Annotated in this window: 20 protein-coding genes; 15 read left to right on the forward strand and 5 right to left on the reverse strand. The window is 69.5% G+C overall.

What is annotated here, in order from left to right:
• Positions 1 to 200 precede the first annotated feature (200 nt).
• The 5 genes from JIX55_RS48705 (at position 201) to JIX55_RS48725 (ending at position 7607) form a co-directional block, all read left to right on the forward strand.
• The gene (locus JIX55_RS48705) at positions 201 to 2273 is read left to right on the forward strand and encodes a HelD family protein (RefSeq protein ID WP_443046690.1); all 2073 of its coding nucleotides are present in this window, start codon (positions 201 to 203) and stop codon (positions 2271 to 2273) included.
• A 985-nt stretch (positions 2274 to 3258) separates the two neighbouring features.
• Positions 3259 to 3738 (forward strand): bacterioferritin, encoded by a 480-nt coding sequence (gene bfr, locus JIX55_RS48710; protein ID WP_257561482.1) that lies wholly within the window; start codon positions 3259 to 3261, stop codon positions 3736 to 3738.
• Positions 3739 to 3911: 173 nt separating this feature from the next.
• Positions 3912 to 4946 carry an iron ABC transporter substrate-binding protein gene (locus JIX55_RS48715; protein WP_257561481.1) on the forward strand — a complete coding sequence of 345 codons (1035 nt, stop codon included), beginning with the start codon at positions 3912 to 3914 and terminating at the stop codon, positions 4944 to 4946.
• 38 nt (positions 4947 to 4984) lie between these two features.
• Complete coding sequence (locus JIX55_RS48720) at positions 4985 to 6508, forward strand: ABC transporter permease (RefSeq protein ID WP_257561480.1); 1524 nt, start codon at positions 4985 to 4987, stop codon at positions 6506 to 6508.
• A 1-nt stretch (position 6509) separates the two neighbouring features.
• Entirely contained in the window at positions 6510 to 7607 is a 1098-nt protein-coding gene (locus tag JIX55_RS48725; RefSeq protein ID WP_257561479.1) for an ABC transporter ATP-binding protein, read from the forward strand.
• Positions 7608 to 7917: 310 nt separating this feature from the next.
• Here the strand turns inward: JIX55_RS48725 and JIX55_RS48730 are convergent, their stop codons facing one another.
• Entirely contained in the window at positions 7918 to 8496 is a 579-nt protein-coding gene (locus JIX55_RS48730; RefSeq protein WP_257561478.1) for a TetR/AcrR family transcriptional regulator, read from the reverse strand.
• Positions 8497 to 8587: 91 nt separating this feature from the next.
• On the opposite strand from JIX55_RS48730, the gene JIX55_RS48735 reads away from it, so the two are divergent.
• The 7 genes from JIX55_RS48735 (at position 8588) to JIX55_RS48760 (ending at position 13849) form a co-directional block, all read left to right on the forward strand.
• Positions 8588 to 9034 (forward strand): DUF1772 domain-containing protein, encoded by a 447-nt coding sequence (locus JIX55_RS48735; RefSeq protein WP_257561477.1) that lies wholly within the window; start codon positions 8588 to 8590, stop codon positions 9032 to 9034.
• A gap of 760 nt (positions 9035 to 9794) precedes the next feature.
• Positions 9795 to 10535, forward strand: a complete 741-nt coding sequence (locus JIX55_RS48740) for an SDR family NAD(P)-dependent oxidoreductase (RefSeq protein ID WP_306820099.1) — start codon at positions 9795 to 9797, stop codon at positions 10533 to 10535.
• Positions 10536 to 10589: 54 nt separating this feature from the next.
• Positions 10590 to 10961 (forward strand): DoxX family protein, encoded by a 372-nt coding sequence (locus tag JIX55_RS48745; RefSeq protein WP_257561475.1) that lies wholly within the window; start codon positions 10590 to 10592, stop codon positions 10959 to 10961.
• A gap of 152 nt (positions 10962 to 11113) precedes the next feature.
• Positions 11114 to 11767: a dioxygenase family protein gene (locus JIX55_RS48750; protein WP_257561474.1), complete on the forward strand. Its 654-nt coding sequence runs from the start codon at positions 11114 to 11116 to the stop codon at positions 11765 to 11767.
• Positions 11737 to 12000 carry a hypothetical protein gene (locus JIX55_RS51745; protein WP_443046765.1) on the forward strand — a complete coding sequence of 88 codons (264 nt, stop codon included), beginning with the start codon at positions 11737 to 11739 and terminating at the stop codon, positions 11998 to 12000. The genes JIX55_RS48750 and JIX55_RS51745 overlap by 31 nt, the downstream gene beginning before the upstream one ends.
• A gap of 527 nt (positions 12001 to 12527) precedes the next feature.
• On the forward strand, positions 12528 to 13286 hold the full coding sequence (locus JIX55_RS48755; protein WP_257561473.1) for a hypothetical protein: 759 nt from the start codon (positions 12528 to 12530) through the stop codon (positions 13284 to 13286).
• Between the two features lie 284 nt (positions 13287 to 13570).
• Positions 13571 to 13849 (forward strand): hypothetical protein, encoded by a 279-nt coding sequence (locus JIX55_RS48760; protein ID WP_257561472.1) that lies wholly within the window; start codon positions 13571 to 13573, stop codon positions 13847 to 13849.
• A 166-nt stretch (positions 13850 to 14015) separates the two neighbouring features.
• On the opposite strand, the gene JIX55_RS48765 is transcribed toward JIX55_RS48760, so the two are convergent.
• Entirely contained in the window at positions 14016 to 14876 is an 861-nt protein-coding gene (locus JIX55_RS48765) for a helix-turn-helix transcriptional regulator (RefSeq protein WP_257561471.1), read from the reverse strand.
• Between the two features lie 49 nt (positions 14877 to 14925).
• Complete coding sequence (locus JIX55_RS48770) at positions 14926 to 15696, reverse strand: DeoR/GlpR family DNA-binding transcription regulator (protein WP_257561470.1); 771 nt, start codon at positions 15694 to 15696, stop codon at positions 14926 to 14928.
• Between the two features lie 84 nt (positions 15697 to 15780).
• Here JIX55_RS48770 and JIX55_RS48775 point away from each other — a divergent pair, with 84 nt between their 5' ends.
• On the forward strand, positions 15781 to 16011 hold the full coding sequence (locus JIX55_RS48775; RefSeq protein ID WP_257561469.1) for a hypothetical protein: 231 nt from the start codon (positions 15781 to 15783) through the stop codon (positions 16009 to 16011).
• Between the two features lie 281 nt (positions 16012 to 16292).
• On the opposite strand, the gene JIX55_RS48780 is transcribed toward JIX55_RS48775, so the two are convergent.
• A complete protein-coding gene (locus JIX55_RS48780) occupies positions 16293 to 17873 on the reverse strand; it encodes an FAD-binding oxidoreductase (RefSeq protein WP_257561468.1) in 1581 nt (526 codons plus the stop codon).
• Between the two features lie 29 nt (positions 17874 to 17902).
• The gene (locus JIX55_RS48785; RefSeq protein ID WP_257561467.1) at positions 17903 to 19021 is read right to left on the reverse strand and encodes an NAD(P)-dependent alcohol dehydrogenase; all 1119 of its coding nucleotides are present in this window, start codon (positions 19019 to 19021) and stop codon (positions 17903 to 17905) included.
• Positions 19022 to 19306: 285 nt separating this feature from the next.
• Between JIX55_RS48785 and JIX55_RS48790 the strand changes: the two genes are divergently transcribed.
• Positions 19307 to 21694 carry an ATP-binding protein gene (locus tag JIX55_RS48790; protein WP_257561466.1) on the forward strand — a complete coding sequence of 796 codons (2388 nt, stop codon included), beginning with the start codon at positions 19307 to 19309 and terminating at the stop codon, positions 21692 to 21694.
• A gap of 129 nt (positions 21695 to 21823) precedes the next feature.
• Positions 21824 to 23005, forward strand: a complete 1182-nt coding sequence (locus tag JIX55_RS48795; RefSeq protein ID WP_257561465.1) for a cytochrome P450 — start codon at positions 21824 to 21826, stop codon at positions 23003 to 23005.
• The last annotated feature ends 63 nt before the right edge of the window (positions 23006 to 23068 follow it).

The raw sequence follows: 23068 nt of genomic DNA on the forward strand, positions 1-23068 counted from the left end.
AGCGGGCTCGGCATAAGGCAGGCGGGCATCGGGAGCCCAATTAGAGATATACGGAACGGCGGAATGCATGATATGCCATACGGTCAGCCGTCATGGATTCAGCCGTAGGGCCATGGCTTACCAAGTAAGTCAAGACTTATCTTTGGGGAACTTCGACCGTATGGTGTGGCTCGAATCGAAGGAGCCCCCTGTTGTCGAAAATGAATGATCCCGCTGTGCGTGCGGTTGAATCGGAGCGGAATTATGTGTCCTCCTTATATGAGCTGCTCACCGAGCGGATTTCCGAGGCGCGAGTACGCCGAGCGAGTGTGCTGAAGGCCCCGGCGAAAGGCGCCGGTGAGGCATACGAGAGAGAAATCGCCGCCGAGCGTCTGGCCAAGGAAATCGGCCGGCTGGAGGGCGCCGAAAAAGGGCTGGTCTTCGGGCGCATCGACTGGACGGATGGCACGGCCCTGCGCATCGGGCGGATCGGACTGCATACGGAGGAGGATGACCTGCCTCTGCTCGTGGACTGGCGCGCGAACGCGGCGCGGCCCTTCTACGAGGCGACACCGGTCCACCCGATGGACCTGCGGCGGCGCCGGCACCTGCGCCTCGAGGAGCGCACGGTCGTCTCGGTGAGCGACGAACTGCTGGACGGGACCGCCCCGACCGACGAGGACGTCGTGGGGGACGGCCCGTTGACCGAGGCTCTGTCGGCACGGCGTACGGGCAGGATGCACGCGGCCGTCGCGACGCTGCAGGCCGAGCAGGACGAGATCGTCCGCTCCGCCCACCGCGGGGTGACCGTGGTGCAGGGCGGGCCCGGCACCGGCAAGACGGTGGTCGCCCTGCACCGGGCGGCCTATGTCCTGTACGCGTTCCCGCGCGCCGCGGAGGAGGGCGTCCTGGTGGTGGGCCCGAACGCCCGGTTCCTCGACTACATCTCCCAGGTCCTTCCCTCGCTCGGAGAGAACGACGTCGTTCTGGCGACCTGCCGGGAGCTGACCGGAGTGCCCACGGGCACGGTGGACCCGCTCGATACGGCGCGTCTCAAGGGCAGCTCCGACCTCGCCGACGCCTTGGCCGGCCTGCTGCGCGTCCACCAAGCCCCCGCCGGTGACTTCACCGTGCGGGTCGGACAGGAACTGGTTCACCTCTCCGGCGAGGAAGTCGCCATGGCACGCGACGCCGCCGTGGCAGCCGCACCGGGGCACAACCCCGCGCGCCAGGTGTTCAAAGAGCTCTTGGTCGACGCCGTCACCGACGCGATGCAACGAGACATGGGCGACCTCCTGGAGCGGATCGACGCCGATGCCGAAAGGATGACGGGCATTGACCTCGACCGGTTCACGGGAGCCGCCCAGCGCCGTGCCGAAGGTGCGGCCGACTCGGGTCCGGTCCACGAGCTGGACCTGGACGCCATCCGAGCCGATCTCCTCGACGACGCCGGCGTCGACCGAGCGGTCGAGGTGTTGTGGCCGCGGCTGGTACCCGGTGACCTCGTGACGGCGCTCCTGACGAACGCCGGCGCTCTCGCCGAGCGCCTGCCCCGCCTGACCGCGCGGGAGCGGTCCCTTCTGCTGCGCGGTCCGGACGACCCGTGGACGGATGCCGATGCGCCGTTGCTGGACGAGGCGGCGAGCCTGGTCGACGGTCCCCCCGAGCGGACGTACGGGCACGTCGTCGTCGACGAGGCGCAGGAACTGACCGCCATGCAGTGGCGGATGATCGTCCGCCGCTGCCCGGCAAGGGCGATGACGCTGGTGGGTGACTTCGCCCAGGCAGGCCCGGTCGCGACAGCACGCGACTGGAAGGAAGCGCTGAGCCCCCACGTCGGACCGCGGTTCAAACTGCACAACCTGACCGTCAGCTACCGCACCACGCACGAGATCCTGGAGAGCGTCCGGGACCTGCTCACGCGGATCGCTCCGGACCAGAAGCCCACACGGTCACTGCGAAGCGGTGAGAGCCCTCGCACCGTGACCACACCTCCGGACGGGTTGGTCACCGCCGTTGTTCAGGAACTCCGCGCCCAGAGCACCGCGCACCCGGGCGAGCTTCTAGGAGTGATCTGCGCGGACACCAGGGTGAGCGAGCTGACGGCCCAAGGCATCGCTCACCGCGCACGCATCGTGCCGGCGTCCGAAGCACGCGGCCTGGAATTCGACGGGGTCGTCGTCATGAACCCCGAGGAAATCATCATGGCCCGCCCCGGTGGGGAAAGGGACTTGTACGTAGCCCTGACCCGGGCCACCAAGCGCCTCTGCGCAATCACCGTCCAGTCCGCCTGACGACTCGGCGCCCGCGTCGTCGCCGCGGGCGCGCCCGGCGCGGTACAGACACCGGCCCGCGCGCACGGGGCTGCTCGTCGCCTCACCGCTCGTGGCCGCACCCGGCATCGGGAACCCGACGCGTACGACCCGAAGCGCGACGTCGACTTCACTCTGCTGCGCGAAGGGGATCTGAACGTCGTCGGCTTGGACCAGGCCGCGTCACGTCGATCACCTGCTGGGAGGCTGCCCGGAGTGGTACGGCGCCCGGACGCGGGCGCGGGCACCGGCCGCCCGACGTGATCCGGTCCGCGATGTTCCTCGGGCGGGGGAGAGGCATGTCGATTCCGGTGCCGTCCTCCGGTGCGCTGCCGCAGCCGGTGCTGAGTCCGCCGACGTCCGCCGCGTAGCTGTCACCAACGGACAGTCCTGCCCGCACGTCTGCGCGGCCGCACCGGACTGCCCGCGCCCGTCCAGGCCGCCGATCACCACCTGCGTGGACGCCTCGGGCTGCGCACCCTCGACGGCATCCGGCCGATACGCCACCATCCACCCGAGGGCTACGGCACAGTGTGCGTGGGCTTCAGGTGCGCGACGGCAGCAGGTGCCTCGTCCGCATCCGCCCCCGTCGGGCCGCAGAGCCCCGCGTCACCTCCTGCGCGGACTCGGTCAGCGCCAGTACCCCACGACCGTCGATGGTCATGCTGAAGCCACAGGACGCAGTGAGTCATCCGCCGAACAATCTCCTTGGACCCGCCGAACAATCTCCTTGGGCGCGGCAGGCATATAGCGGCAGGCATGCAGCGGCAAAACGTTGCAAGGTCGTACGAACTCGGCGCGCGCTATCGTCGAAGAAGCGGACGTCGTCAACAGCGTCCTCACCGAATCGAATGCGTCGGCCACCGGCGAGGAGAGCCGCCTACGGTGAGTGCCCGCCTGCTGGGTCGGACGCCGGTGGTGGTGGACGTGTGGCGTCGCGTCGGTCTCCTCGGAAGGACGGCTAGCCATGCAGAGCGACCCCGAGGTTCTTGAGTTCCTCAACGAGCAACTGACCGCAGAGCTGACCGCGATCAACCAGTACTTCTTGCACGCCAAGATGCAGGAGAACTTCGGCTGGACGAAGCTCGCGCAATACACGCGCCACGAGTCGTTCGACGAGATGAACCATGCTGAGGTTCTCACCGACCGAATCCTGGTCCTTGACGGTCTGCCCAACTACCAGCGGCTCTTTCATGTGCGGGTGGGGCAGACCGTCACCGAGATGTTCCAGGCGGACCGCGAGGTCGAGGTCGAGGCGATCGACCGTCTCCGGCGTGGCATCGAGGTCATGCGTTCCAAGGGCGACATCACCTCGGCGAACATCTTCGAGTCGATCCTCGCCGACGAGGAGCACCACATCGACTATCTCGACACGCAGCTCGCACTGATCGAGAAGCTGGGCGAGCCGCTCTATATCGCACAGGTCATCGAACAGCCTGAAGGCTGACCGCGAGGCCTACTCCGCACACATCGACCTGCCCCTCACTCTCGCGCCGCACAAAAGTGGACAAATGCGTCTCCTGTGAGGTTAGGCTGACTTAAGGAAACTTAGGCTGACCTAACCACTATGGCGACCGGTGTGACCGGCGACGGAGGGGCGGGATCGTGAGTGTCTCCGGGATGAGACCCCTGCTGGCGGCCGGCCTCGGCGCTCTGCTGGCCCTTGGAACCACGGCTTGCGGCTCGGAGCAGGCCGCGCAGGCGCAGCCGGACTCCGACAAGAAGATCACCGTGTACAGCGGTCGGAGCGAGTCGCTCGTCAAGCCGGTGCTGGAGGACTTCCAGGAGGCCAGCGGCATCACCGTCGAGGTGCGCTACGGCGACACCGCACAGATGGCCGCCCAGCTCGAAGAAGAGGGCAGCCGGAGCCCGGCGGACGTCTTCCTCGCCCAGGACGCCGGGGCCCTGGGAGCCGTGGCCGGGCAGGGGCTGTTCGCCAAGCTGCCGGACTCGGTGCTGGACAAGGTGCCGACCGCATCCCGGGACGAGGATGGCGAGTGGGTCGGGGTGACCGGCCGCGTGCGCACGATGGTCTACAACACCGACCAGGTCCCCAAGGGCGAACTGCCGGAGTCGGTGTTCGAGCTGACCGAGCCCGAATGGAAGGGCAAGGTGGGCATCGCGCCGACCAACGGCTCCTTCCAGGCGTTCATCACAGCGATGCGGGTGGAGCACGGCGATGAGAAGACCGAGGAGTTCCTCGCGGACCTGAAGGCCAACGACGCGCAGATCCGCGAGGGGAACGCGCCGATCGTCGCCGACGTCAACGCCGGCAGGCTCGCCTCCGGGCTGGTCAACCACTACTACGTGTACGAACTGGCCAAGGAGGAAGGCACCACCGTCGACGCCCTCAAGGCGAAGAACCACTTCTTCCCCAACGGAGACATCGGCAGCCTGGTCAACGTCTCCGGGGTGGGCGTGCTGGACAAGGCGGACGACGATCCCGACGTCCGCACGTTCGTCGACTATCTGCTGGGCACCGAGGCCCAGACCTACTTCGCGGAGCAGACGTACGAGTACCCGCTGATCGGCGGCGTCGCCACCGCCCGCGGGTTGCCCGCGCTGTCTTCGCTGAACGCACCGGACATCGACCTCAACGACCTGGACGATCTGGCGACGACGGTCGAAATGATCAAGGATTCGGGGCTCGTCTGACCACCTGGACTCTTACCCTGCGCCGGGCGCGGCGGCTGGTGCCGCGGCCGGCACTGGCCTGCGCGGCGGTGCTCGCCGTCGGTGTCGCGCTCATCCCGTTGGCCTATCTGGCGATCCGGGTCGGTGGGGCGGGCTGGGGCAGCATCGCCGACGAGCTGTTCACGGCGCGCACCGGGGCGCTGATCGTCCGGAGCGCGACACTGGCGGCCGTCGTCACCGCGGCCTGCACCGCGCTGGGCGTGGCTGCGGCGTTCCTGATCACCCGCACCGACGTACCGGCCCGACGGCTGTTCGGCGTGCTCGCCGCGCTTCCCCTCGCGGTACCCAGCTACGTCGCCGCCTTCGCCTGGGTCTCCACAGCGGAGGGCTTCGAGGGGTTCTGGGCGGCGGCCCTGGTGCTCACCCTGGTCTCGTACCCGTACGTCTACCTGCCGGTCGCGGCCGCTCTGGTCGGCGTGGATCCGGCCCAGGAGGAGGTGGCGCGATCACTGGGGCGCGGCCCGTGGCGTACGGCCGTCGGCGTGACACTGCGCCAGGTACGGCCGGCGGTGGCGGCGGGCGCGCTGCTCGTCGCGCTCTATGTGCTCTCTGACTTCGGTGCCGTCTCGATCCTGCGGGTGGATGTCGTCACCCGGGCCGTCTTCACCTCGATCAACCTCGGCTTCGACCGCACCGGGGCGCTCGTGCTCGCCACGGTGCTCGTCGCCCTCACCGCGCTGGTGCTGTTGGCCGAGCAGCTCAGTCGGCGGCGCGCGGCCCGCTACGCCCGCCTCGGCGGCGGGGCACCCCGGTCTCCGACCCGGCTGCACCTGGGCCGGCTTCGGTGGCCGGCCGCGCTCGGGCTCGCCGGCGTGATCGCGGCGGCTCTCGGCGTGCCGGTGGCGAGTCTGGTCCGGTGGTTCGGCGAGGGTGTCTCACGGCCCGGGTCACTCGGCGAGCTCGCCGATGCGGCGGGGAACTCGCTGGGGGTCGCCCTGCTTGGCACGGGACTGACCATGGTGCTCGCGCTGCCGGTGGGACTGCTGTCCGCCCGCGTACCCGGCCTGCTCGCCTTGGCCCTGGACCGACTGGCCTATCTCTCGCACGCGCTGCCCGGGCTGGTCATCGGGCTCTCGCTGGTGTTCTTCGGCATCCATGTGGCTTACCCGCTCTACCAGAGCGTGTGGCTGCTCGCGCTCGCGTACGCGGCACTGTTCCTGCCCCTGGCGGTCGCGGCCGTCAGCGCCGCCGCGGCACAGGCCCCGCCCGGCCTGGAGGAGGTGGCCCGCTCGCTCGGGCGGCGCCGGGCCTACGTACTGCGCACGGTGACAGTCCCACTGGCCGCGCCCGGCATCGGCGCCGGGGCCGCCCTGGTCTTCCTTACCTGTATGAAGGAACTGCCCGCCACCTTGCTGCTGCGCCCCACAGGAGTGGACACCCTCGCCACGGGCCTGTGGAAGCACACCTCGGTCGCCGCGTATGCGGCCGCCGCGCCCTATGCGGCCCTGCTGGTGCTCATCGCCGCCGTACCCACATGGTGGCTGTCGGTGCGCACCGGCGTCCTCACCCGAACAGGCGGCTGACATGGCCGAACTGCGCATCACCGGCGTCCACAAAGCGTACGGCCGCGTCCAGGCACTGTCCGGAGTGGATCTCACCGTCCGCTCCGGATCGCTGGTGGCCGTGCTCGGCCCCTCCGGCTCGGGCAAGACCACTCTGCTGCGCTGCGTCGCCGGCTTCGAGGCGCTGGACTCCGGCGAGATCCGGATCGACGGCCGTCGCGTCGCGACCTCCGACGCGTCGGTTCCGCCCGAGCGGCGGCGGATCGCGGTGGTCCCCCAGGAAGGCGCGCTCTTCCCGCACCTGTCCGTCCTCGGCAACGTTGCCTACGGGCTCGGCCGGTCCGCCCGGCGAGCCGGTCGAGCGGCCGCTGTGCTGGACCTGGTGGGCCTGGCGGGGCTCCAGGACCGGATGCCGCACCACCTTTCCGGCGGGCAGCAACAGCGCGTCGCGGTCGCCCGCGCGCTCGCACCGCGCCCGCCGGTCGTGCTGCTCGACGAACCGTTCAACGCACTCGACGCCGCCCTGCGGGCCGAAGTGCGCCGGGACGTCTGGCAGGCCCTGCGCGCCGACGGCGCCACGGCCGTCCTCGTCACCCACGACCAGGCGGAGGCGCTGTCGATGGCCGAGGAGGTCGCGGCCATGCGGGACGGCCGGATCATCCAGAGCGGACCACCGGAACTCCTCTACGGCTCACCGGCCGACCCGTGGGTGGCCGGGTTCGTCGGCGAGGCGGTGTGGCTGCCCGCCGTAAGGGACGGCGACCGGGCCCACACCCCGCTGGGCACTCTGCGGCTCACACCGGTCGAGGGCGGTGTGCCGGCCGGCCCGATGCGCGTGCTGCTCCGTCCCGAACAGATCACGCTCGCCCCGCCCGGGGCTGCGAACGGGGTCGCCGCGACCGTCGTACGACGCGACTTCTACGGCCACGACGCGATGCTCGCCCTGCGCCTGAGTGACGGCACGCCGGTGGCCGCGCGGGTCTTCGACCCGTCCGTCCGTCCGCCCGCCGTCGGCGACGAGGTGGGCCTGTGCGTCCGCGGCATCGCCCGCGCCTTCCCGCCCGGCGGACGACTGGTCAGCCCAGCCCAGCCATCCGCCACGGACGAACTCCACCCCTGATCCCGCCGGGTGGAACGGCTCGGGTCTCGGTGTTCGCCCCTTGCGCATGTGAGCCGGGGAGGGATCGTATGGAGCGCTGGACGTGCAGGTGACGAACGGCCGCCGGGGCTCCTTCCACGCGACCCCGCCCTCTCGGGGCGCGTATCGGGTCGTGATCAATGAGCATCGCAGTTCGCGGGGCGGTGCCCGTCTGGGGTACGGGGCCCGGCGATCTGCGGCCGCGCCGTGCGGGCGCGAGTGACCCAAAGCGCTACCGCACGCAGGCAACGGGGCCCGAGGACCCCGACTGCGTGCCCGCCGGGACGGTGTGTCAGGCCATGGCGAGCCGGTCCACCAGCAGCTCCACCCTCCGCTCGGTGTCCTCCGGTGGCAGCCGTCCCGACCGGGTCAGGGTCGCCACCCCGTGCAGGGACGCCCAGAACACCTCGGTGAACAGCCCCGGCTCGACGCCGTCCCCGGTGACCTCGCCGAGGCACTCCAGCAGCGCGGCGAAAGCGTCCTTGAGAGGTTCCGGGGTGTCCTCCTGTGCGTACGGGAGACCGCCGTCGAGCTGGAAGATGGCGTCGTAGACCGCCGGGTTGCGTGCGGCGAAGTCGAGGTAGGCGCGGGCGAGGGCGTACACCCGCTCGCGCGGGCCGTCTGCGGCGGCGGTCGCGGCACGCACCGCCGCGGCTAGCTCGGCGGCGCCCTCCAGAGCCACGGCGCCGATGATCTCCCGTTTGCCGCGGAAGTGGCTGTAGAGGACGGGCTGGCTGTATTCGATGCGCTCGGCGAGCCGGCGGGTGGTGACCGCGTCCCAGCCCTGCTGCTCTGCGAGTTCGCGGGCTGTCGCCACGATGAGGCGCTCGCGGCCCGCCCGTTCGCGCTGCTTGCGTTCCTGTACCGACATGACTCGATCCTAGCATCGCTAGACAAGTGAGCGGCAGCAGTACTAGCGTTGCCTCATCTGCTAGCAACACTAGATGCCCGGGAGGGTCACCATGCTCAACGCACTCGAGGTCTTCACCACCGTGGTCGTCGGCCTGATGGTGGGGGTGGAGTTCTCCGTCGCCTTCGTCATGAACCCGATCTTCAACGCCCTCCCGGAGGACAGTAACCAGCTGGCCCACTCCCACGGGGGCCGGATGCTCGGCGCCGTGATGCCGTTCTGGTACATCGGCTCACTCGCCCTCGTCGCGGTCTGGGCTGTCGCGGGATGGCACCACCACGGCACCGGCCTCGTCGTCACCGCCGGCGCGCTGCTGATCGTCAGTGTGATCATGTCGATCCTGCTGCTCGTCCCGATCAACAACCGGGGCAAGACGTGGACCCCGGAGAACCGGCCCGAGGACTGGAAGGAGCAGATGCACCGCTGGGAACGCTTCCACTACGTCCGCGTCGCCGTCATCATCGCCGCCTTCACCCTGCTCGTCGCCGCCCTCGCCTGAGTCCGCGGGCCGACACCGCGCCGGCGGCGACGCGACGCAGGATCCCCGCTCCCCGGGCGGCAGCGGGCCACCGAACTCCCGACATCCGGGAATGCGACTGCCGCTGAGAGCCCACAACTGCGATGGCAGGCCGGTAGATGGAACAGTCCGCGCGGTAGGTCGATGGGGGGCCGGGCGGCATCGGCGGACTCGGCAGCGACTGCCCGGCCCCGTCGCGCCCCCGACGCCGCCGCCCCCGACACCTGGCGCCGCCTCGTCGGCCAGATGCTCCGCTCCTGCGCCGCCCCCGGCACCGACGTCCCACCGCTGCCGAAGCCCCAGGCCCACCGCTCTCTATCGCGCCATGGTTCGCCTCGCGCGATCCGGCAAGGATGGCTCCTGAAGGTCACTCACCTGGGATCGACCGGTGACCTCGCAGAGCCCAGCGTTCGACCTTAGGTGTACGCGAAGACGGGGCGTGACGGTGGTGATCCGCCTCCAGGTGCGCGCCGCCTAAGCTGCGCCGACCGCCGAGCAGCGGGGTCGTTGGTGCGCTGGGCGCCGGGGTGTGGAGCAAACCAGCAACCGGATTGACCTATCCGGTTTTGCTGGTACGGTAGTCGTGTTGAACCGGAAAGGGCTATCCGAATCGCGAATCGGGTAGACGCCCCGATGTGAGCGCGGCTGCTTGGAATGAGCCCTCCGAGGCGTCCGGCCGCAAAAAGACTGTTCCCCCCTCGCCTTGACATGCCGTTTTTCTCACCTTTCTGAAGGGATCGCTGTGACCAGCATCGCCATCGTCGGAGCCGGACCCCAAATGGGTCTGGCCATCGCCCGCACCTTCGGCTCCCAGGGCTTCGACGTCGCCCTGATCTCCCGCAACCGCGAGAAGCTCGACGACCTCGTCGGCAAGCTCGGCGCCGAAGGCATCACTGCCGCCGCGTTCCCCGCGGACGTCCTCGACCGCGACGCGCTGACCCGGGCCCTCAAGGATGCCGCCATCCGGTTCGGCGGCATCGATGTCCTGGAGTACTCCCCGGTGGGGACGTTCGGCGTCACCACGCTGACTGCTCCGGCCACCACCGCACCGTCCGATGTGGAGTTCGAGATGAACTTCCAGTTGTACGGGGCGATCGCCGCCACCCAGGCGGTGCTGCCCGCGATGCGCGAGGCCGGCGCGGGCACCCTGCTCTACACCACCGGCGCCGGCTCGATCTGGCCCGACCCGCGGGTCGCCAACGTCAACGCCGCCGCAGCAGCGCTGCGCAACTGGGTGATGAACCTGCACAAGGAGCTTGCCGGCACCGGCATCCAGGCCGCCCACGTCGGCATCGACTCCTCGATCGGCGTCTCCGTCATCCCCGGCGTCGAGGCGGCCCGGCCCGAGCAGATCACCCCCTGTACTGGGACCTGCACACCACCAAGCGTGACCAGGCCGAACTCGTCTTCAAGCTCGACGACGACGGCTTCCCCCGCGGCTGACAGCACACCGAGCCGTACCCGCCCCCTCATCGAACCCTGATCGCGCCACGGAGACCCGGTCCGCGGCGCGATCGAAGAGAAGGGTTCCGTTCCGATGAACCGGTTCCTGCGGATCGTGCAGGGCCTGCTCGCCGCGGTGTTCGCGGCCTCCGGCGTCCTGAAGACCACCAAGTCCCGCGAACAGCTCAGCTCTCAGCTGCCGTGGGCCAGCGATGTGCCGACGCCCGTGGTCCGCCTGATCGGCACCGCCGAACTCGTCGGCGCCCTCGGGCTGTTCCTGCCCGGCGTCTCCGGCATCGCGACCGTGCTCACTCCGCTGGCCGCCACCGGCATCGCGGTGATCGTGGGTCTGGCCATGGGTTTCCACGCCCGCCGCAAGGAGCCCCAGGGCATCGCGTTCAACGCGGTGCTGCTCACGCTCGCGGCCGTCGTCATGTGGGGCCGGTTCGGGCCCCACGCGTTCTGACTCGGCGCCTTCCTTATGGCCGCCCGGCACACCGCAGCACCGGGCCGCCCCTCCCGGCCCTCAGCCCAAACGGTCAACCGGCCGTCCGTGTTTTCGCTCCAGGCCGACTGATGTCCGCATCAGCGAGTCCCACCCCCAAGGAGGAGACAGGCATGACCACGACCACCGATCCGTCCTACGTCGACCCGGCACTGATCAACCCACGCGCGGTCCGTCTCGTGAACGCATTCAAGAACGCTCTGGCCCGCATGCGCGACGAGGAGGGACCGACCTTCGACGCCCTCAACGCGGACACCGACCTTCTGCAGAAGGTCCAGGCGGCCACCGGCGCCCCGCTGGCGTTGGCCGCCATGCCGCTGTACAGCGAGGTCTTCCAGGGCGGCCGCGACGGCTACACCCCCTCCGAAGACGTCAACAGCCCCACCTACATCGCCGATTCACCGTGCATCGACAACCCGGGAACCCTGCCGATGCGCCCCGACGAACCCGGCACCCCGCTGATCGTCTCCGGCCGCATTCTGGACGGCCACGGTCAGCCACTCGCAGGCGCCAAGCTGGACATCTACCACGCGGCCAACAACGGCAACTACTCAGCGCTGTACGACGACGGAGTACCCAAGTACAACCTGCGCGGACATCTCCTCACCGACGCCGACGGCCGCTACACCTTCACCACCATCACCCCCGTCGCCTACGCCGACCCCACATCACTGCGATCGACGAGGTCACCACAGCCGTCGCGGCCCTCGGCCGCAGCCTCTACCGCCCGGCCCACATCCACTACGAGGTCCACCACCCCGACCTGATCACCCCCTGGCGCGGCGAGATCTATTTCAGGGGAGACCCCGTCATCCCGGTCGACTTCGTCGGCGGCACCCTGGCCCCTCCCGCTCTGCAGGCCCACACCGTCCTGCACGAGGACCCCAAGGACATCGCCGAAGCCGGCTTCCAGGGCCCCTACCGGACGACGGAGTTCGACTTCGTCCTCAAGACCCGCACCAGCCCCGACACCATCACCCCGAAGGGCGCGACGGCATGACCCCCGAGGATGCCACCGCCTGGGCACTGGCCCGGCTCAGCACCGCCCTCTGCCACCACTACGACCGCGTTCCGACCCGGGCCTTCTCCAAGGCGACCGGCAGGTGCGCCGGTTCCGGGGCGATGGCCGTCCCGGACCGCAAATCCGGTGGCGGGACCGGCGTTCCGGACACCAGGGCGACGGCGTGGCCGCCGATCCGGGTGGTGCGCGGTTCCGCTGATCCGGGGAGGAGGGTGACCATGACGGTCGCGGAGCCTATGAGTCCGAGCCTGGTGGCAGCATCGAGACGATCCCTCTCGGAGCTGAAGGGGTCGCAGGCCATCCTCACCGCGGCGTCGGCGGAACGATGGGCGAAGTCTGCCGTGAGCGCCTGGACGGCGAGGGCCTGGCTGCGGACCCGAGAACGGGAGCCATTTGTTGACGACTTCGGGAGGCGCTTCGCGTGCCGCTGCCATGATCAGTGTCTATGAGTTTGGGAGTCACAGATAGCGGCCGGACACTACCCCACGGCTTGTCATACTTTCCGTATGGAGACGCAAGCTCAAGAGGACGCGAGGCGTTGGCTCGCCGAGCGGGGCGTGGTCGAGGTCGGTGACAGGTGGGTCGGCGTCGAAGGGCCGGAGCGGCCGTTCACCGCGAACGAGATCGCGCATTCCTGGGCCGGCGAGGTGTTCACCGACGAGAGCATGGACGTGGCCGAGCAGGCGCGGCTGGCCTTCGGGATGCTGGATCTTCTCGACGACTACTGGGTGACGTGCGAGATCCGGTTCGCGGACCGGGGTTCGCAAGGGCCGCTGCCCGCCGACGTTCTTTGGGGCGGCTATCGCCGACGACTGGAGGCGGATCGGGATGCCGAGGCCGTCAGCTACTCCCTCTGGGTCGACTGGTTTGAGGATCGCGAGACCGCCGCGACGGCCTTCGCCGAGGTCCTTGGGAACGACATCGATCACGTCGTGGCGGAGGGGTCGGACGCCCCACTCCGCCGTGCCAGCCGGGTTCTGGCCTGCTCGGGGCCCGTGCCCTGGCTCGTGAAGCAGAAGGTGTACGACACCGTCGTACGGCTCCCCGCACTGCATGTGCCGCTCTTCAAGGGCCTGCTGGCCGGCTACCACGACGTCTACGGCGACCTGGAGCCGACGGCCGCACTCGCTCTCCTCGCGCGGCTGCAACTGCCCGCGGACACCCCGAATCTCCCAGAACTCCGGTCCGTGCTCGTCGCAGGCCACCGGAACCACTACCGCAGCCCCCACGCCTGGGACGACGCGGTGCGGGCGTCAACGAACTGAAGTTGGCCCACGTCACGGCTTCAGACCCACACCACCGGCCTGCCTGAGCCCTCAATCGGGCTTCACACGACGACTTCGACCGTTGAGCGAAGCCCGGAATGGCTGACTTCAGCGGCCACCATCACGGCAGAGACCGACTCCATGACCGTCCCCCGCTTTCCATGTTTCCCGACCAAGGTCACCTTGGCCAGGGCGACGTGGCGAAGTGGGTGACGTCCCCATTGCCATGCCGAGGGCTGCCCGGGTCGTCGCGGCTGCCGCACACACTCGTCGCGGAGCCGGCGGTGGGCGCACTTGCTGCCGGTTCCGCACTGCGCTGGTTGTGGCTGGGCGCCGTGGTCGTGGTCGTCACGTTCCCGGTCTACGTCACCGTCGTCACCGCCCTGTTGCCGTCGGGCGACGTCGCCGCCGGGCGCCTCGTCCCGGTGCCGGACCGGCTGACCTTCCACGATCACTCACCGCAACAGAGCATGCCCTACGGTCGGGAGACGGGGCGATCGGCGCATCTGTCTCTGCCGGCGCACCAGGCGCTGTGGTTCACGGAGCCGGGGCCAGAACCTTGAAAGTCCCCACGCGCTGCTCAGGAAGCTCCCCCGAGCTGCTCACCGTCGTTCCCCATCCAATCGGGGCGCTGGCCAGCGCGGAGCTTGTTGTCCGGACTCGCCCGAGAGCGGCCCGTACCTGGGCGGACGGTGTTCTTGAACCGGGCTCCGCATGGGATGGGGGGACCTATACCTCTACCTCTCGTACGGCGTTCAGGCAGCGGGCGCCTTGGGTGCGCAGGGCGTCGGCAAGTTCCGGTGGGGCGTGGGTGAGGGTGAAGTCGGCGTCGACCGAGGTGATCATCCACGCGAGGTCGCGGGGGGTGTCGGCGCCCAGGTGCAGCAGACAGCTGTGGCCGTCGACGGGTTCGATGACGCCCATGCCGGGCCAGACGCGGTCGGCAACCGCTACGGCGGGCTCGTGCAGAGTGATGGTGGCCTGGAAGGGCCACGTCTGCGACGACAGTTGGTGGGCCAGATAGGTGGCCACGTCGCCGTCGGGGAGTTCGCGCGGGGGGGGGAACTGCGGGCCGGCCGGAGTGCGTGGGGTGAGCCGGTCGACACGGAAGGTGCGCCAGTCGGTGCGGTCGGTGTCCCAGGCGACCAGGTACCAGTGGCGTTCGAAGCTGATCAGGCTGTGTGGCTCGACCGAGCGGATGCTTGGGCCGCGGCGGGGGCTGATGTAGTCGAAGCGCAGCCGCTCACGTTGGCGGCACGCCTCGGCAATGGCCATGAGGGTGTCCGCGGAGACTTTGGGGGCTGGGACGGCGCCGGCCCGGACGGTAGCGGTGTTCAGGGTGTGCACACGGTGCCGCAGCCGGGATGGCAACACCTGCTCCAGCTTGGTGAGTGCGCGCAGGGAGGACTCCTCGATCCCGATGACCGAGCCGCCGGCCGCGGTGCGCAGCCCGATCGCGACGGCGATGGCCTCATTGTCGTCGAGCAGCAGCGGGGGCAGTTTGGCGCCGGCGCCGAGCCGGTAGCCGGCGGTGCCCTGGGTGGCGTGCACCGGGTAGCCGAGGCGAGCCTTCCTCGCCGGCCACCGCATGCACGACGAACCGATCACCTGGCACCCGCCCATCAACCTTGTCGCTTTGTTAGCCGTCGCCTGCGGCCGGAGCCGTCGCTATTACTTTCACGCCGGCCTCGCGCAGGGCCATACAGGTCGCTTCGTCTTCCGGTGCGTTGGTGACAAGCGCGTCCAAGTCCTCGGGGCCGCAGATCTTCACCATGCCGGTTCCCGGAAACTTGCTCTTGTCAGCCAGGAGCACCACCTTGTCGCCGGCGGCAATCATGGCGCGTCGGGCGGGCACCTCGGCCACGGTGGTGTCCATGACCTGGCCCCCGGGGCGGAGGCCACAAGCACCCATGAACAACCAGTCGGCGTGAACCTGGCGGAGGTTGTCCTCCGCCATGAAACCGTCCAGCATGCGTGACTCACGGATGACCATGCCTCCGAGCAGCATCAGGTCGATGTTCTCGTCGCCGATGAGCTCGTCATACACGGCGAGGTTGTTGGTGATCACGGTAAGTCGGCGACCGTGCAGTTGAAGTGCCAGCCGGTGGACCGTTGTGCCGCTGTCGAGAATGATCGACTGGCCGTCCTCGATCATCGTGGCCGCTTGGGCGGCAATGGTGTCCTTCTCCGCCACCAGAACCTCGGCGGCATCGTTGAAGGGAGTTCGCTCCTCATCGATGACCGCTCCACCATGGACACGGGTGAGCAGCCCGTCTGCCTCCAACTTGAGGAGGTCACGGCGGATGGTCGCCGCGCTGGAGTCAAGCTGCTCGGCGAGGTCGGTCACGGAGGCGGTGCCGCCGGAACGCAGGGCCCGCAAGATGAGTTGGTGTCGTCGTTCAGGCAGCACGCAACGGGACACTACACGCTGCTCACTGGCACAATCTGCTGACTTTCAGAGGCAGTTGACTACTCGGGCATTCGCTTCATCTATGTGACCCAGGGAACCGCGACCCTCACGGCGGGCGAGCCGGGGCTCGTCACCGATCTGTACAACCAACACCTGCAGAGCGGCAAGCCGGTGCTGTGGGTGCTGACTGGCATCTTCCGCGCCCATCAACGCGGCAACGACAACCGGCCCGGCTGGCGGTCGGCGCGGGACACCAACTGTGCGCATGTGCGCGAGCGCTTCTCGGTACCGGTGGCCCTCCTCGGCCTCGCCTGATGACAAAGCGGACGTCAGGCGACCATGCCGAGGCCCTGTCCCGGATCACGATGGCGGCGGCGCCGGCCGTGCCCGAGGCCTGAGGGATGCTGGTAGAGGTGCCCTTGACGGCCGATCTGGAGGTATACGCCGTCGGGTCGGATCGCTCGGCACCAGGAAGGGGGCCCAGGCCGCGTATCTCGCCAAGAGCCGCTCCATTCCGCGCATCTCCACGGGGTGACTTGTTCCGGGTGAACATCAGTCGGGTCGCGCCATCGGCAGCCCGCCGGTTCGCGCATGGTTCACAGACCCGCTCCTCGGTAACGTGCCGGCCAGACGCCGGACTTGCCGGGGGCGATGATGCCGTTGGGGTCAAGGGCGTCCTTGACGGCTTCGTGGAACTTCAGCAAGGCGCTGTCGCCCCAGCTGTAAGTGCTCATGACCTGGTCCATGAGGGCGTTGTGGGTGCGGTACTCGCCGTATCCCTCGGCGGCCGCCTCGTCGATGAGCAGCCGGGTGAGGGTCAGGGTCTCGGCCCGCGCCGTGGCGTCCTTCGTGTCGAACAGCAGCAGTGCGATGTGGTGCATCTCCCGGAGGCCGACGACGAATTGGGCGGCGTAGTCCTTGGCGTACTCGTCCGCGCGTGAACGCACCATCCGGAACTGCTTCATCGCGTCCCGGCCCACCGGCGGGGAGATCGGGGAGAAGCCCACGTGGCCGCCGTTGGGGAGCCAGTCCAGCACCTGTAGTTCGCTGAGGCTCGGAATGCCGTTGTTGATCTTGTGCCGGTCGTGCAGGACATGGGCACCGCGGTCGTGGCGTTCCTCGTGAGTGTGGAAGCGCGCGCCGGGCACCTGCCCGAAGGCTTCCTTGATGATTCCGTAGTTCATCTCGATCAGCTGCAGCGGGCCGTACAGGGTGCCGTAGAAGTTCCAGTAGCCGAGGCCGAGTTCCTTCTTCATCCGCTCGATCACCTCGGGCGGCAGCGGGCCGTCGCCGTCGTACCAGTCGGCGCGCCTGGAGACCGCCGCGGCGTCGAGGATGATGTTGCGCAGCACGGGGACGTTCTGCAACGGCGCCATGTTGATGCGCAACGGCAGCATGATGTCGACGATCTGTTCGAGGTCGCTCTCGTTCTCGAAGGTGATCCGGTAGGTCAGCGACGCGGGCGGCTTCTGCATGAGCGCGATGCCCATCTTGGTCACGACGCCCAGATTGGACTGCGTGAACATGCCGTCCGGGTACGGGCCGAAGCCGTACGGGATCAGTTGCCATGTCGTGTTGCCCGGTATGGCGCCCATCCCGGTGCGCATGACATCGCCCTGTGGCAGTACGACCTCCATGCCGGTCTGCCACATGAAGTGATCACCGTAGGGGGTGTAACCGGCGCCGCGGTCGAGGGCGTTGCCGACGACGCTGCCCCAGCCGAGGTCGGGGCAGTCGATCATCAGGCTGGGTGCGTTGGCCTCCAGGTACTCGTAGAGGTCGAAGTAGGTGACGCCGGGTTCGAGCAGGGCGTAGCCGAGCTTCTCGTCGACGTCGAGAACGCGGTTCATCCGCTCGCCGGTATTGACCACCACGGCACCCGACAGCCGCGGCGCCGAGCCGCCGTAACCGTTGTTCTTGCCGGTCGAGATGACTGAGAGCGGGACTCCGTAGCGGTTGGCGATGCGGACGACCTCCTGCACCTGTTCGGTGTCTCTCGGGGAGACCACCGCCGAGGCGAGGTGCGCCTCGGCGTCGCCGACGGGGTACGGGTCGCGGAAGCCGGCCAGGTCCGCCTCGTCGATGCGGACGAACTCGTCGCCCACGGCCCGGCGGAACTCCTCGATGGCGGCGGTGAAGTCCTCGTCGCTGACGCCGGGGGGAAGGATGCGGCTCATGTCACTCCTTGTCGTGCGAGAAAGAACGGTCAGACGGCGTCGAACAGGAGGACGGGCTTGATCGCCGTGCCGTCCCGGGCGTCCGCGACCGCCTGGTTGATCTCGCTGAACGGGTAGGTCCTGACGATTGCGTCCAGCGGAAGCCGGTCCTGCCGGTAGAGGCCGGCGAGCAGGGGGATGAGCGACTCGGGATCGGCGTCCCCCTCGGTGACCCCGACGATCGAACGTCCTACCAGCAGGCCCTGGTAATCGAGCGCGAGTTCGGTACCGGGCGTCGTGGCGCCGATGGCGGCGGCACGTCCGAGCGTGCCGAGCGCGTCGACCGCCGTACGCAGGACACTCATGTTCGCGGTGGTGTCGATGGCGTAGTCCAGTCCGGCACCGTCCGTGATCCCGGCCAGCGCTTTCGCGATGTCCTCGGTCCCCGCGTTGACGCGGTGGGTCGCTCCCAGGCCGAGCGCCACATCGAGACGGTGGTCGACCAGGTCGACGGCGATGACGGCCGACAGCGGAGTCAGCGCCGCCGCGGCGATCGCGGCGAGGCCGACGGCGCCCGTGCCGAACACGGCCAGTGTGCTGCCCGGTTCGGGCCGCAGGACGTTCAGCACCGTGCCGGCGCCGGTCTGGATGCCGCAGCCCAGGGGCGCGACCAAGTGGAGAGGGAGGTCGCTGCCGACCTTGACGACACTGCGCTCGTCGACGACGGCCTTCGCGCTGAGCGAGGACTGGCCGAAGAAGCGCCCGCCGAGCACGGTGCCGCCGCGGCGGAGGGTGGCGCTTCCGTCGGCGCGGGTGCCGTTGTTGAAGATGTTGGCGGGCAGCCACGTCGCGCAGTACGCCGGATGCCCACCGCGGCACTGGCCGCACCGCCCGCACGAGGTGAAGGACAGGGCGACCGAGTCGCCGGGCGCGACACGGGTCACCGCGGAACCGACCGCTTCGACGACACCGGCACCCTCGTGGCCGATCACACCGGGCAGTGGGAAGGGGATGTGGCCGGCCTGGACACTGAGATCGGTGTGGCACAGACCGGCGGCCACCATGCGGACCAGCACCTCGTCCGCCCTGAGGTCGTCGAGCTCGACCTGGTGGAAGGCGAACGGCTGACCGGGCGCCTCCAGCACGGCAGCGGTGGTTGTCGTGGGCATCTTCGACCCTCCGGGTTCGTGGGGCGCCCCTGGGACGTACGGGCGTCCGTCCGGGCTCGTGTCACGTGTCGGAGCGACCGTGTCAGCGCACCACCCGGGACCGGAGGGGTGTATTACCCGACGCACCACCCGATCCGCGTCCACCGGGCGACGAACGGCGACCGTCCTGCCCGCAGAAGTCCTGGTGAGACGTACGTCATTCGTCTCGAACAGGGCCGTTCGGCAGGGAAGCCCGCTACCGGGGTCTCGAAGATTCCGGCGGGCGATGCCAAGGTGGCTTGCGTCATGGACGAGCGGAGGGCAGCGCGGCCCCCCGGCAACCTGCCGGTCATCGCCAGCAGTTTCGTGGGCCGCCGACAGGAACTGGGCGACGTCAGACGGTGGTTGGAGACCACACGTCTGCTGACGCTGACCGGCCCGGGCGGAGTGGGCAAGACCCGCCTCGCCGTGCGGGCCGCCGAGCTTGCCCGGCGGGCGTTTCCGCACGGCGTATGGTTCGCCGACCTGGCGGCCGTCGATGACCCGGACAGGCTCGCGGACGCCGTCATGGTGGCCCTGGGTGTCAAGGACCAGTCCCTGCGGGCGGCGAAGGAGCAACTGGCCGACCACCTGGCGGACCGGCGGCTTCTGCTTGTCCTGGACAACTGCGAGCACCTGGCGGTGGCCTGCGCCGGGCTCGTCGACCATCTGCTGCGCCGCGCGCCCGGCCTACGCGTACTGGCCACCAGCCGCCAGCCGTTGGGGGTTCCGGGCGAACACGTCCGCATCGTGGATCCACTGCCCGTACCCGCCGGTGCCCCGTCCGCCGAGGCGCTCGTGACGTACGAGTCCGTGGCGCTGTTCGTCGACCGGGCGACGGCGGTCCAGCCGGGCTTCGGTGTGCGCGATGACAACCGCGCGGCGGTGGCGCGGTTGTGCGCCCGGCTGGACGGTCTTCCGCTCGCGATCGAGTTGGCCGCCACCAGGCTGCGGTCCCTGTCCGTCGAGCAGGTCGCCGACCGGCTCGACGACCGTTTCCTGCTGCTCACCCTGGGCAGTCCCGCGGCGGTGTCACGGCAGCAAACGCTGCGGGCACTGATGGAGTGGAGCTACGACCTGTGCTCGGAGCAGGAAAGGCTGCTGTGGGCGGGGCTGTCGGTCTTCCCCGCCGAGTTCGACCTGGCGGCCGTCGAGGGCATCTGCGCGGGCCCGGGCACCGGTATCGACGCCGCGGACGTGATCGATCTGGTCGACGGTCTGGTGGCGAAGTCCGTGGTGTCGGCGCGCCCGCAACTGCCGCAGGCCCGCTACCGCATGCTGGAGACGATCCGCCACTACGGGCGCGGCATTCTCGCCGGCAGCGGTCTCGAACACGACCTGCGCCGACGTCACCGTGACCACTACCTGGGCCTGGCGGTCCACGCCTGCGAGACATGGCCCGGGCCAGGCCAGGGCGAGAACCTCGCCCGCCTGAACCTGGAGCGGGACAACCTCGCCTCCGCGCTCGACTGGTCACTCTCCGAGCCCGGCGAGATCCCGTCGGCCCTGCTCCTGGTGGTGGCGCTGCGGTACCACTGGACCGTGGGCGAGCAGCTCGCCCAGGGCCGGCGACGGCTCGACCAGGTCCTGCGGGCCGCCCCCGAACTCACGCCGGACCGGGGGCACGCCCTCTGGGTCGCCGCCTGGATCGCGCTGCTGCAAGGTGATGGGGGAGCGGCCGCCGGGCGGCTGCGGGAGTGCGCCGCGATCGCTGAACGGTACGACGACGACCGCCTCCGCGGCCATGTCCTGGTCCTGTCGGGCAGTATCGCCCTGTTCGCCGGTGATCCGTCCGGCGCCGCACGGCTCTTTGAGGAGGGCATCGAACTCATACGGGCGCAGGACGACGTCGCGGCGGTGCTGTGGGGGCTGTTCCAGCGCAGTGTCGCGCTGTCCATGAGCGGGGACAGTGCCTCGGCCCAGGTCGTCGGCGACGAGGCGATCCGTCTCGCACGGGAGCGCGGCGAGACCTGGGCCAGATCCGAGGCGATGTGGGCATGCGCGTTCGACCACTGGGTGACGGGTGACCGGAACGCCGACGCCGCCGGGCTGGTGCGGGAAGCCCTGGCCCTGACCCCCACCGCCAACCAGCTGGGCATGGCGCTGGACGCCGAACTCCTCGCCTGGATCGCCGAGTCACGCTCGCACCACGACGAGGCGGCGCGGCTCTTGGGAGCGGCCACCGCTCTGTGGGACTCCCTGGGCACCGGGATCGAGGCGTTCGGGCCGGTCTTCTCCCACCATTCGGCCCAGTGCCGCGCGAACACCAGGGCCGCTCTGGGCGACGGCCGCTTCGGCACGCTCCTCGACGAGGGCCGCCACAGCCCCACAGACACGCTCCGCCTCCCCGGTCCGGCGGTCCGGAGCGGACCGCCGAAACGGGGCGGACCGCCGAAACGGAGCGAGGAACAGGCGCTGACCCGCAGAGAGCAGGAGGTGGCCCGGCTGATCACCAGAGGGATGACCAACAAGGCCATCGCCGCCGAACTCGTCCTGTCCCCGCGCACGGTGGACGGCCACGTGGAGCGTCTCTTCGACAAGATCGGGGTCAACTCGCGGGCCCAGGTAGCCGTCTGGATGGCCCGCGTCGGCCGTGACACCGCCGAGCGGAACGCGGGGCAGGACGGTCACACGGGCGGAGCGCGAATCGGGTAGCCGCCCCGTAGAACCACCCTGGGAGAGTCGGCGTCCGGCACCGACGATCGTCTCCACGGTGCGCGTCGCGAACGGCGGTTCAACCGCGTACGGCCTGCCGCGCACGGGACCGGTTCGAGGGAGATCACGATGACCACAGCCGCTCATCCCGCCTCCGAGGTGGACCTTTTCACCGAGGAGGCACTCGACGACCCCTACCCGCACTACAAGGAACTGCGCGCCCTGGGGCCCGCTGTGCATCTCACCCGCCACGACCTGTGGTTCGTCTGCCGCTACGAGCAGGTGCGGGCCGCCCTCGGCGACTGGCGAACGTTCTCCTCCGCCCGGGGAATCGGTCTCAACGACGACTTCAACTCGGCATGGGACGGTGCGCTGATCCACCAGGACCCGCCCACCCAGACCGAGCAGCGCAAGCTGTTCACCGAACGACTGTCCCCGCGCGCCCTGCGGTCGGTGGCCGAGAACATCGACCGGCGGGCCGAGGAACTCGCCGCCCGCCTCGTCGAGCGTGGCAGTTTCGACGCCGTCACCGACCTCGCCCAGGACCTCCCCATCCACGTGATCATGGATCTGATCGGCTGGCCGCAGAAGGGACGCGACGAACTGCTGGACATGGCGGCCGGATGGTTCGACTCCGGCGGTCCGGCGGGCCCCCGTACCGCGGCCGCCGACCCGAAGGTGCAGGCGCTCATGGCATACCTCAGCGAGGTCGTGGCCAAGGAGGACCTCGTGCCGGGCGGATTCGGCTGGGGAGTGCTGGAGGCCCACAAACGGGGCGAGATACCCGTCGAGGGAGCCACCGGGCTGCTCGCCGGTTACGTCGTCGCCGCGTTCGACACCACCGTCTCCGTGATCTCCAGCGGAGTCTGGCTCTTCGCCCGTGACCCGGAGCAGTGGGACGTCCTGCGCCGTGAACCCGCCCTCGTTCCGGCAGCGTTCAACGAGATCGTGCGGATGGAGAGTCCGATCCAGGTGTTCTCCCGGGTCACCACCCGCGACGTCGACCTCGGCGAAGGCGTCGTGATTCCGGCGGGCGCCCGTGTGATGCACAGCTACGGCTCCGCCAACCGGGACGAGCGCCATTTCGCCGACCCCGACCGTTTCGACGTGCACCGTAACCCCGTGGACCATCTCGGCTTCGGCTTCGGCAACCACTCCTGCGCCGGCCAGGGACTCGCCCGTCTCGAAGCCCACGCCGTACTGAAGGCGCTGGCCGCCCGCGTGGAGCGCGTCGAACTGAACGGGGAGCCCGTCCGCGCCCTCAACAACATCACTCGCGGCTTCAGCAGTCTGCCCGTACGCGTCCGCTGACGCCCGGACCCCGCCGGTCGGAGGACCCGATCGGCGGTAACCGCCGCGGCCCGATGGTCACGA

The organism is Streptomyces sp. DSM 40750 (assembly GCF_024612035.1).
In the GTDB taxonomy this organism is placed as follows: Bacteria; Actinomycetota; Actinomycetes; order Streptomycetales; family Streptomycetaceae; genus Streptomyces.